General features: G+C 42.9%; 8 protein-coding genes. 5 read left to right on the top strand and 3 right to left on the bottom strand.

Annotation, left to right across the window (positions count from 1 at the left end; translation table 11 throughout):
* Window positions 1-558 precede the first annotated feature (558 nt).
* Window positions 559-1,755, top strand: coding sequence for a hypothetical protein (locus HWQ37_RS31580; RefSeq protein WP_292754777.1), 1,197 nt, complete (start codon window positions 559-561; stop codon window positions 1,753-1,755).
* Between the two features lie 61 nt (window positions 1,756-1,816).
* A complete protein-coding gene (ptsP, locus tag HWQ37_RS31575; protein ID WP_292754774.1) occupies window positions 1,817-4,333 on the top strand; it encodes a phosphoenolpyruvate--protein phosphotransferase in 2,517 nt (838 codons plus the stop codon).
* A gap of 28 nt (window positions 4,334-4,361) precedes the next feature.
* On the opposite strand, the gene HWQ37_RS31570 is transcribed toward ptsP, so the two are convergent.
* Both HWQ37_RS31570 and HWQ37_RS31565 read right to left on the bottom strand, forming a co-directional pair.
* Window positions 4,362-4,796 carry a hypothetical protein gene (locus HWQ37_RS31570; protein WP_292754771.1) on the bottom strand — a complete coding sequence of 145 codons (435 nt, stop codon included), beginning with the start codon at window positions 4,794-4,796 and terminating at the stop codon, window positions 4,362-4,364.
* A gap of 198 nt (window positions 4,797-4,994) precedes the next feature.
* Window positions 4,995-7,979, bottom strand: a complete 2,985-nt coding sequence (locus HWQ37_RS31565; protein ID WP_292754768.1) for a valine--tRNA ligase — start codon at window positions 7,977-7,979, stop codon at window positions 4,995-4,997.
* A gap of 58 nt (window positions 7,980-8,037) precedes the next feature.
* Here HWQ37_RS31565 and HWQ37_RS31560 point away from each other — a divergent pair, with 58 nt between their 5' ends.
* Genes HWQ37_RS31560 through HWQ37_RS31550 form a run of 3 tightly spaced genes read left to right on the top strand, consistent with a single transcriptional unit; the run spans window position 8,038 to window position 10,774 of the window.
* Window positions 8,038-8,490: a GxxExxY protein gene (locus HWQ37_RS31560; RefSeq protein ID WP_292754765.1), complete on the top strand. Its 453-nt coding sequence runs from the start codon at window positions 8,038-8,040 to the stop codon at window positions 8,488-8,490.
* 47 nt (window positions 8,491-8,537) lie between these two features.
* Entirely contained in the window at window positions 8,538-9,803 is a 1,266-nt protein-coding gene (locus HWQ37_RS31555; RefSeq protein ID WP_292754762.1) for an MFS transporter, read from the top strand.
* A gap of 14 nt (window positions 9,804-9,817) precedes the next feature.
* Window positions 9,818-10,774: an N-acetylglucosamine kinase gene (locus tag HWQ37_RS31550; protein ID WP_292754759.1), complete on the top strand. Its 957-nt coding sequence runs from the start codon at window positions 9,818-9,820 to the stop codon at window positions 10,772-10,774.
* Window positions 10,775-10,800: 26 nt separating this feature from the next.
* On the opposite strand, the gene HWQ37_RS31545 is transcribed toward HWQ37_RS31550, so the two are convergent.
* Window positions 10,801-11,523, bottom strand: a 723-nt coding sequence (locus HWQ37_RS31545) for a dienelactone hydrolase family protein (RefSeq protein ID WP_292754757.1), incomplete at its 5' end; no start/stop codon positions are given.

The following is an 11,523-nucleotide window of genomic DNA, read 5'->3' as shown; positions in this document are numbered from 1 at the left end:
AAATTTGCACAACTATCTGGTGGTGTGACACTAACTGAAAACAACTTTGCAGTCGTTTAGGAATGAGAATTAAATAATATGCAATTTATATCCCTTGGTTTACCTCACCCTCAATCCCTCTCCTTATAAAGGAGAGGGATTGAGAGAAAGGATAAAGTTTTGCATCTTATTTAATCCATGTTCTTTAATCTTTAATTGGTAAGGATTGCAAAGTGCTTTTGTAAGTACCTTGCATTCGATTGCTGAATGCAATTACTGTTAACAGAGTTTCTCAATTTTCGACATGAGTGTGGGATGGTTTGCAGGTGTTCTTGCTAAATTTGATTATGTGTGCATTGGTAATTTTAATAGCTTAATAGTGAATACCGTTAGGCGTAGGCTAGCAAAACCCGCAGACATCGCAACTCATTCGCCTTAAAGTAGTAAGGCATCAAGTAAAAATAAGTAGTGCGAGCATCTTGCTCGCGCGGGCAAGATGCCCGCACTACAAATATTAAATTGTTCAACTTATTTTTACACGACTCCTAACGATAACTTAGTAATTGCGATCGCGAGACGATGAATACTCTAATCAATTTACTGCTTTTTTTGCTGCCGATTCTGAGTAGCTTTTGGATTGCCCAAACTTTCAACCCTCTATCGTCTTATCAGCCTCTCCAAGCTATAGACGGGGCAGCTTTATATAAAAAACAATTAACGAATGGTAACGAAGCCTATTTACAAGTTATCGATCTGGGCAAAATGCATATAGACCAAATTATCGGAGAGGTAGATAATATGGGTCAAAATGAAGGTAAGTATTATAAAGGAGAAGGCGGACATTACAGCCCTTTTTTCCAAAATAAGTTGTTTTCTGATGTTGCAGACGAATATACAAAACTTTACGCAAACAACGTTTTTTCGATAATTAATTGTTCTTTCTTTGAACAATATCAATCTAGTACTCAATTATCTTTTCCGATTAAACTCAATGGTGTAGTGATCACTGGCGGTACTAGCCCCTATGGCCCAATCAAGGAACCAAAAGATAAATATTATCGTAATATTCGCCTCAAAGCCTTAGTCTGGGATGAGAAACAAGCATACATTACCGATTACAATCCAGCTAGTGGTACGCCTCTTAACCAAAAAAGAGTGAAAAATGCGATCGCTACTTACCTATATAGCGATCATCCGGCGAAAGTCTTAGCCCAAAACCAAGCGAATAAGTATCAACTCATCGGTACTCTGAACAAAGATGGTGTTAAGGGTGACGAGTTATTGTTGATTATGACGGTGAACAAAGCAACTCTGGATGAGGCAGCCGATTTATTACGTAAATTAGGAGTCAAAGGCGATATCATTACCGTTGACGGCGGCAGATCGACTTATTTGTTCAATTCCCAGAAAGGAAATATTATTGTTCCCCAACTGTCTAATCTGCAAGAAAATCCGACTTTCCGACATTTACCCCATTATCTGGGATTCCGTAAGAAAAGCAAAAATCAGCTTGCGCCAAAAATCTCGATCGTTCAACCAGTTGGTAAAGTCCTTCCAAAAAAGGATCAACCTTTTTTAATATTGTGGCGGGATAATTTTGATGGTGATGTCTCGATTAAGTTGTACGATGAGAACAAACTTATCCAAAACATTTCTTCCCGTACTGCTAGCGATGGAGTTTATGAGTGGACACCACGTATTTCTGTAAAAGAAGGCTATTTTATTCGTATCTCTAGCCGGAAAGACCGGAATATTTTCGGGCAGTTGCAATTGTAGCAGAATGGGAAAATGAAAGGGATAACTAGCTAAACGCAAACCTCTCAACAAGGTTGACGGTGTGGCCGCGATCGCAATTGTTATCGTTTCTCACAGTAAACAACTAGCTTTGGGTGTGCGGGAACTCGCCGCGCAAATGGTTCAAGGCCAAGTTGCCATTGCTGTAGCAGCAGGTATGGAAGATTCGGAAAATCCATTGGGTACAGATCCGATTCAGGTTTATGAGGCGATCGCTTCTGTTTTTTCTGATGATGGTGTCTTGGTGTTAATGGATTTGGGTAGTGCTTTGCTGAGTGCAGAAATGGCAATCGAGTTTTTACCAGAAGCCCAGCAGGAAAAAGTGTATTTGTGTGAAGCACCTCTAGTAGAAGGTGCGATCGCTGCTGTAGTAGCGGCGGCGGCTGGTAGAGATATTCACGAAGTCATGGCGGAAGCACGCGGCGCACTCTTGGCAAAAGCGACTCAATTGGGTGTAGTTAGTAGTCAGTTGTCAGTTGGCAGCCCAATCACAACCAATATAGAAGCGCCAACGCGAGAAATTCGTTTAATTGTCAGCAATCGCTTAGGATTACACGCCCGCCCCGCCGCCCAGTTTGTCGCAACCGCCGCCCGGTTTCAATCCCAAATTTTGATGCGGAATTTAACGAGGAATACTGAGCTAGTTCGGGGTGATAGTATTAACCAAGTTACTACTTTAGGGGTGCGTCAAGGACACGAATTGGTAATTACTGCCACTGGTTCTGATGCAGATGAGGCACTGACAGCATTACAGACATTATTTGCCAATAATTTTGGGGAAGATAATCTTGCCTTGAATTCTCCGCCAGCATTTCACCATGAAGTTACTCCAGCAACTTACGGCGAATTTTCGGGGATTGCAGCTTCTGGTGGAGTAGCGATCGCCCCTGTTGTTCATTATCAACCCACTCACATTTCTATTACGGAATACCACGTAGACGATCCTGATGTAGAGTGGCAAAGATTACAGGCAGCAATCTACACCGCCCGACAAGAAATTCAAGCAGTTTTCTCCCAAGCATCTCTGCAAATTGGTGATGCTGAAGCCGCCATCTTTGATGCCCAATTACTATTTTTAGAAGATCCAGTACTGTTAGAAGCGGCTTATGGGCGCATTTTAGACAACCATATTAATGCTGAAGCAGCTTGGCAAGCTGTAGTAGATGAAGTAGTGACTTCTTACCACACCCTTGAAGATTCTTATTTGCAAGAACGAGTTGATAATGTTGTAGATGTTGGACAAAGAGTGCTGCGATTACTAGTTGGGAATGCCCCTGCAAACCTGCATCTTGAGTCACCTGGGATTTTGGTGGCGACTGATTTAACCCCCTCAGATACAGCTAGACTAGATCCGACAAAGGTGTTGGGTATTTGTACAACTTCTGGTAGCGCCACTTCTCACAGCGCAATTATCGCCCGGACATTGGGTATTCCCGCAGTTTTGGGAGTAGATGCCCAGGTGTTGCACTTGGTAGATGGTACAATGATGGCGCTTGATGGTGAAAGTGGCAAAGTTTGGGTAGAACCGGGATCGGATATCTTAGATTTACTGGCAGCAAAGCAGTCAGCTTGGCAAATTGCCCAAGAGGAAGCACAAGCTACAGCACATCAGCCAGCCATTACTCGCGATCGCCGGCAAGTTAGCGTTTTCGCCAATATTGGTAGTATAAATGATGTGCAAGTGGCTGTGGCTAGCGGTGCAGAAGGTGTGGGACTACTCCGCACTGAGTTTCTGTATTTAGACCGGACAAGCGCTCCGACTGAAGAAGAACAATTATTAGTTTATCAGGCGATCGCTGAAGTTTTAGATAATCGTCCGCTAATTATTCGTACCCTCGATGTCGGTGGTGATAAGCCACTTCCTTATCTGACAGTAGGGTTAAGAGAAGCTAACCCTTTCTTAGGTTGGCGGGGAATTCGTTTCTGTTTAGATCGTCCAGAACTCTTCAAAACTCAGTTACGGGCAATTTTGAGAGCTGGTGTGGGACATCAAATTAAGATCATGTTGCCGATGATTGCGACTCTAACTGAAGTCCGGGCAGCTAAGGTAATTTTGGGTGAAGTGCAAGGGGAACTAAATCAAGCTGGTATTTCTTTTGATGCAGCGATGAAAGTGGGAATTATGGTAGAGGTTCCCTCAGCAGTTGCGATCGCCGATCGGTTAGCTGCGGAAGTAGACTTCTTTAGTATTGGTACTAACGATCTGACTCAGTATATCATGGCTAGCGATCGCACTAATCCCCGCGTGGCAAATTTAGTTGATGCGCTACATCCAGCCGTGTTACGAATGGTGCAGCAAACTATCCAAGCGGCTCATACAGCAGGGATTTCGGTAGGATTATGTGGAGAATTGGCAGCAGATACTTTAGCAACACCAATTTTATTAGGTTTAGGGCTGGATGAGTTGAGCGTAAATCCCCAAAGTATAGCTAGAGTCAAACAGGCGATCGCTCGGTTAAATATAGTTGAAAGTGAAGCGATCGCGGCATCCGCATTACAACAAGATTCCGCAGAGCATGTTAGAGAACTAATCTCAACTTCAGTTATTCCCCTTGCGTAGAGAGCGTCATTGCGAATTGCGAATTGGTTTAACTTTCCTCTTGGGAATAACCGTTTTTCTCGCGTTTCAGGCTTTCTTCTAAGGCTTGAATTTGTTCGCGTCTGGCTTCTAACTCTAAGGAACGCCTTGCTAAGTCTTGGTTTTGCAACGTCAAGGATTGTCGCCAATCTTGTGCTCGCTCGGCTTCGTGCTGCAAAAATTCTGGGGTAATACCGATGGTGAGGTAGTTTTGTACCAGATGGAGTATCCAGTTGGTAGCGTCTTCTATTTTTTCAATGTCGCCTGTAGAAGAAAGTTCCACTAAAACAAGCAAGTTCTCACTCATGATTTTTCCCTTTCCCAGCAGAATGAAAGCTTCTTCGGGAATTATTGCCCACAAGTTATCAGCTTCTTGACGCGCCAACAAGCGTAACTGGTGCTGGTCTAAAAAATCATTTTTACGCACCTGGGCTAGATATAGCATGAGGGTCGCTTCGCTCCAATTCAAAATTCAAAATGACGCTCGAGGACTCGCTAAAGCTGCGCTAACAAAATTCAAAAAAATTTAATAAAAAATAAGTGGCAAAATGGATATTTGGATCTTGTTAATTGGTAATGGGTAATTGGGAATTATTAACACTCCCATTACCCATTAGACTATCCTAAGCTATGTAGGCGATCCTTACGGCAACCCTTTGAGGCGATCGCGCAAAATTTCAGCTTGCTTCTGTGCTTCTGCTAAGGCTTCCCGCGCCCCCTGTACCACGTCAGCCCTAGCTCTATCTACAAAACTAGGATTGTTTAATCTGGTACTCAAGGATTGAACTTCAGCTTCAGCTTTACTCAAACTTTTCTCTAGCTTGGCACGTACAGCTTCAATATCCACTACACCGCTTAGGGGAATTAGCACTTGTATTGTACCAATTACACCTGCAATCGCATTTTCTGTTTCTTGTGATTGTTCTAATTCTTTCTGCGGGAAAAATCGGCTCCATAACTTAAGTCTTGCTTGAGCAGTGAGTAAATTTTGGCTAACAAACCATGCTGTGTAACCAAAACCAACTAGTTCAAAGAAAGTTCCGACGATGGGAATGTCATCAATGGCATTTCCCGCAGCTAAACCCACTCTACCAAAGACAATGGCCACAATAATTAAGCCAATTGTCTTCAAACCCCTTTGAGGTTTTTTCGCTGCAACAGTTTGGTTTTCTTGCTTGTCAGTAATGGTTAAACTCTCAACTTTGGCCAAATCTTTAATGTAATCAAGTCCCGCCGTGAGAATTTCCCGCTCTTTCTCACTTTCAGTTTGCAAATTCGTTATTACTTTTACCCCTGGCTTAATATCCGCCTCAGCCCGCAAATTCCGAATTGTGCGGATAGTAGCAATTAGTAATTCAAACTGTTCTTCTAAAGCTTGATCAATCAAGTTTGCATCTATCTGGGGATAGATTTGTAACGGTAAAGTTTGTGGTGTGTCTGGTGATTGTTGGGTGAGAGTTTGCCAAATTTCTTCGGTAATATGAGGCATGAAGGGATGAAGGAGTTTCATAATCCCTTCCAGTATGTAGCCGAGGGTTTGCTGTGCTACCCGCCGCGATACTGGATTGGCATCTGCTTGCAATCTGGATTTCACCAGTTCAATATATTGATCGCAGAAATCACCCCAGATAAACTCATACAATCCCTTAGCTGCTTCCCCTAAACCGTAATTATCGATGTAATTGGTGGTTTGTTTGATAACTTGATGATACCGCGAGATGATCCAGCGATCGCTCAATTCTGTAGCAACTGGGTTCCCCAATTGTTGCGGCGTTTGTCCATCCAAATTCATCATCACAAATCGAGCTGCGTTCCACAACTTGTTGGCAAAGTTGCGGGCTGCCTCTACTGATGCTGATTCATCCTTTTTGCGATCGTATTCTAGCCGGATATCTTGACCAGCGCCAGCCACTTCTCTAATTAGGGTATAGCGCAGGGCATCAGTACCATATTTGTCAATTAATAACAATGGGTCAATGCCATTACCTTTGCTCTTAGACATCTTTTGGCCTTTTTCATCCAGCACCAACCCGTGGATGTAAACCGTTTGGAAAGGCATTTGCTGCGTAAAATGCCCAGCCATCATGGTCATTCTGGCTACCCAGAAAAAGATGATGTCAAAGCCTGTTACCAAAGTAGTAGTCGGGTAGTAAGTTGCTAAATCCTGAGTTTGTTCTGGCCAGCCCAAAGTCGAAAATGGCCAGAGTCCAGAAGAAAACCAGGTATCTAGTACATCTGGGTCTTGTTCTAAGTTGACACCTTCACCAAATTGTGCTTTAGCTTTATCCCAAGCTTCAGCCTCTGATTTCGCCACCACAAATGGCGTGTTATCGGTAATTTGTCCACCCGTTTCACTGATAGCATACCAAGCCGGAATTTGGTGTCCCCACCATAATTGGCGAGAGATACACCAATCTTGGAGTTTTACTAACCAATCACGATACACCTTAGTCCAGCGTTGGGGGACAAACTCTGGGGAAGTTTGCTGGTCGAGGAATTCGAGAGTGTTGTCAGCGAGGGGGCGAATTTTGACGAACCACTGAGTTGAGAGGAGGGGTTCAATAGGTACTTTACCGCGATCGCTGTAGGGAACGGTATGCTTATAATCTTCTATCTTCACCAAAAAGCCATCTGCTTCTAGGCGAGAAACCACATTCTTTCTAGCAACAAAGCGGTCTTGTCCTTGAAACTCCCCGGCATTGGCGTTGAGAGTGCCGTCTTTGTTCATAATGTTAATCAACGGCAGATTGTGACGCTTACCCATGTCAAAATCGTTCGGGTCATGGGCGGGAGTCACCTTAACGCAACCAGTGCCAAAAGTTGGGTCAACAAATTCATCGCCAATGATGGGAATCTCTCGTTGTAGAATTGGCAGAGTTAGAGTTTTGCCGATAAGATGTTTGTAGCGATCGTCATTGGGATTAACAGCTACAGCCGTATCGCCCAGCATTGTTTCTGGTCGAGTTGTCGCCACCTCTACATAACCGGAACCATCGGTGAGGGGATAGCGGAAGTGCCAGAGATTTCCATTAACTTCTTGATTTTCTACTTCCACATCAGACACAGCAGATTGGGAAGCGGGACACCAGTTAACTAAATATTCACCACGATAAATTAAGCCTTCCTCGTAAAGGCGAGTAAATGCCTCGACAACAGCTTTAGATAAACCCTCATCCAGGGTAAACCTTTCCCGTGACCAGTCCACCGAGACACCCAAACGTCGTAGCTGATTAAGAATTGTTCCCTCAGACTCCGCCTTCCATTGCCAAGCGCGTTCTAAGAATTTTTCCCGCCCCAACTCGTAGCGAGTCTTACCCTCTGTCTTGAGTTGCTTTTCCAGCATACTATGCACAGCAATGCTGGCGTGGTCAGTTCCGGGTAGCCATAGGGTATTGCGTCCCTGCATCCGGTGGTAGCGGACGAGGGTATCAATTAAGGCACTTTCAAAGGCGTGACCCATGTGTAAGCTGCCGGTGACATTCGGCGGGGGAATGACGATGCAGTAGGGTTCGCCGCCTTTGTTGGGGTCAGCTTTGTAAATTTGGTTGTCTTCCCAGAATTTTTGCCACTTGGCTTCGGTGGAAAAGGGGTCGTAGAGACTGGGGAGATTGGGAATGGTTGCTGTCATGCGGGCAAACTAAGGAAGGACTTTAATAAATTTTGCCATAGGGTTGGAGAGGGATTATATGGAAACGAACCGCGAAGGCGCGAAGTACGCGAAGGAAGAGGAAAGAAGGATGAGGCAGCTCGGTGATGAACCGGAGCAGCTAGCGTATGCTGTGATTGGCGCAGCGATTGAGGTACATAGGGTATTAGGGCCAGGATTTTTGGAGGAGGTGTATCACAAGGCACTGAAACTAGAATTTATAATGCGTGGGATACCTCATAAGTCTAAACATCCAGTAGCAGTGGAATATAAAGGACATCCCGTTGGCGAAGGACAATTAGATTTTCTTGTTGGCGATGTTGTAGTTGTTGAATTAAAAGCCGTTCAAAGCCTAGCTCCCATCCACGAAGCTCAAGTTCTCTCGTACCTTAAAATGACCAAACATACCCTTGGCCTTCTCATCAACTTTAACGTCCCCATCCTTAAACAAGGCATCAAACGCATTATCCTCTCTTCTTATTCTTCTTCTTAATTCTTCCTTCGCGTACTTCGCGCCTTCGCGGTTCGTTCCCCAAATCCATGAAACACCAAACAACCTCCCCTTGGACATTCATCCCCACCCTATATTTCACCTCCGGCATACCTTACATTATCATCAACACAGTTTCCGTAATCTTTTACAAAAAACTCGGAATAGATAACACTCAAATTGCCTTATGGACAAGCTTTCTCTATCTACCTTGGGTCATCAAAATGTTTTGGGGACCAATTGTTGATATTTACTCTACCAAACGCAAATGGATAATTTACACCCAATTTGCCATGTTCTGCTGCTTGGGTTTGATAGCCATCTCCTTACAACTGCCAAATTTCTTTTTCATCTCTCTCGCAACATTAACAATAGGAGCATTTATTTCTGCAACTTATGACATTGCCACAGACGGCTTCTACCTCCTCGCTTTATCTCCAGAACAACAAGCTTTATTTGTCGGTATTCGCTCACTATTTTATCGAATGGCTGTCATTTTTGGTTCTGGAATATTAGTAGTCTTAGCAGGTCAGCTTGAAGTATCTCTCAACAATATTCCTTTAAGCTGGACTATAGCCATTGGCTTCTCAGCTTTAATTTTAGCAATTTTGTTTATTTACCATCGCCTAATTTTACCCTTACCTGAATCAGATGATCAACGACAAATACAAGCTAGGGAAAATATACCCTTTTGGTCAATCATTAGCTCATATTTTGCTCAGAATAAAATTATAAATATTTTAGCATTTATCTTGCTCTACAGATTTGGCGAAGCAATGCTTGTGAAAATAGCCTCTTTATTTTTATTGGATAAGCCAGAAGTAGGGGGCTTAGGGCTATCAACATCAGATGTCGGATTGGTCTACGGTACATTTGGGGTAATCTCCCTTATTTGTGGAGGAATTTTAGGGGGCTTACTAATTTCTAAATATGGATTAAAAAAATGTCTCTTCCCTATGGCTTTAGCTTTGAATTTACCTGATATATTTTATGTGTATATGGCTTACACGAAACCTTCCCTAACATTAGTGTATCCCTTGGTTTCCTTGGAACAATTTGGCTATGGTTTTGGATTTACAGCTTTTAGTGTTTATTTAATGTATATCTGCCAAGGCGAATATAAAACTTCTCATTTTGCCATATCTACTGGCATTATGGCTTTAGGAATGATGTTACCCGGATTAGTCAGTGGTTATTTACAAAAAGCACTTGGCTATCCATTATTTTTTGTCTTGGTCTGTTTTCTGACCATTCCTGGGATGATTGCTCTATTTTTTATTCCTTTAAAAGAAGAACTGAAACGTCAAAATAATTAACATTATTGCAATCCATGAGTTATGTTTTAGGAATAGATGGCGGCGGTAGCAAGACTGTTTGTGTCTTAATGGATGATTCGTGTCAAGTACTAGGTCGTGGTGAAACTGGGTCATCTAATTATCAGAGTATAGGTATCGAAGCAACTTTAGAATCTATTCAATCTGCAATTCACAATGCAATTGAGGCAGCAATAATTACAAATAATGTCAATATTGAGGCTATATGTCTGGGTTTGGCAGGTGTAGGCCGTGCAGCAGATGTTGAAGTAGTAAAAGGTTTAGTTGAAGAGTTACAAAATAACAAATTGCCTATTACTTGGGCATTACAGCCAGAGAGTATTATAATTTGTAACGATGCTTTAATTGCTTTAGCTGGTGGAATTGGTCAGCCTGTAGGAATTGTGGTTGCAGCAGGTACGGGTTCGATAGTTTTTGGGCGAAATCATCAGGGAGATACGAAGCGAGTCGGCGGTTGGGGGTATATTTTAGGAGATGAAGGTAGTGCCTATAAAATTGCGATCGCAGGTATGAACGCAGCATTACAATCTTATGATGGGCGGGAAATGTCAACGAGTATGCTAGAGGGTTTCAAGCAGCATCTTGATTTGGACAGTATTGAAGATTTAATAGAAGTAGTATATCGCCGAGGATGGGGAGTTAAACAGATAGCTGCTTTAGCACCAGTTGTAGATTTTGCTGCCGCGTCAGGTGATATAGTAGCGAATATCATAATTGATGATGCTGTCAAAGAGTTAGTAAAAGCTACATCTACAGTAATTGATGCAATTTTTAGTTATGACTCAGTTTTAGAAGTAGTTACAACGGGAAGTGTATGGCGCGGTAGATGCAAGATACATGAAAGATTTGCAGCATCTATTGCTAAGAAGTTTCCTGAAGTAAAGGTGATTTTTCCCAGGGATGAACCTGCTTATGGTGCTGGTTTATTAGCATTGGAGACAACTCGAAATTGACGCGAAGCAAGCAATAATATAAGTTTTCAGTCTGTAAATATGCGCCCTAAGAAAGTTATTATTTCACCCCAAGCTGCGGTGCTAGCACTCGAATCATAACGATAACCGTCGTCGCGCATGAATGTATGTTCTGCTTCATACAAGAAAACTTGGTGAGGTATTTTAGCATTCTCAATTGATTTTATTATGGTTTGGCGATCGCTATCTGGTATATGAGGGTCAAGAGTACCGAATACCATTAGCATCTCGCCTTTGATTTCACTCACCCTCTGGATTGTATCGGCTACCTCTTTTCCTAGTTTACCACTGGGAATACCTGTAGGATAACAGCAGACACACGCCCGAATTTCGCTTTCAAATGCGGCGCGGAAGGCTAAATGTCCACCAATACAAAAGCCGAGAGTGCCTATTTTATTTGGAGAAACTGCACTCTCTGTTTTCAGAAATTCAATCACAGCAAGGCAATCGGCATCATAATCAGCTACCGAGGTTCGACGCGCATCGTCATTACCCCGCATCCGTCCCAGATCGTCTGGCTCAATTACTAAACCAACTGGCTCAATTCGGTGAAAAATTTCTGGGGCTGCTACTACATAGCCGTATCCTGCTAAGTAGTTAGCTAGACGAATCATTGCATCACCTAACTGATAAATATCACTGTAAAAGATAATAGCAGGGTATTTTCCGGCTGCTTTGGGAGCCGCAACATAAACACGCATTAAGCTGCCATCTACTCTTAATTCAACATT

Source organism: Nostoc sp. NMS4 (assembly GCF_017115095.1).
In the GTDB taxonomy this organism is placed as follows: domain Bacteria; phylum Cyanobacteriota; class Cyanobacteriia; order Cyanobacteriales; family Nostocaceae; genus Nostoc.
This window is presented reverse-complemented; position numbering and strand designations above follow the sequence as displayed.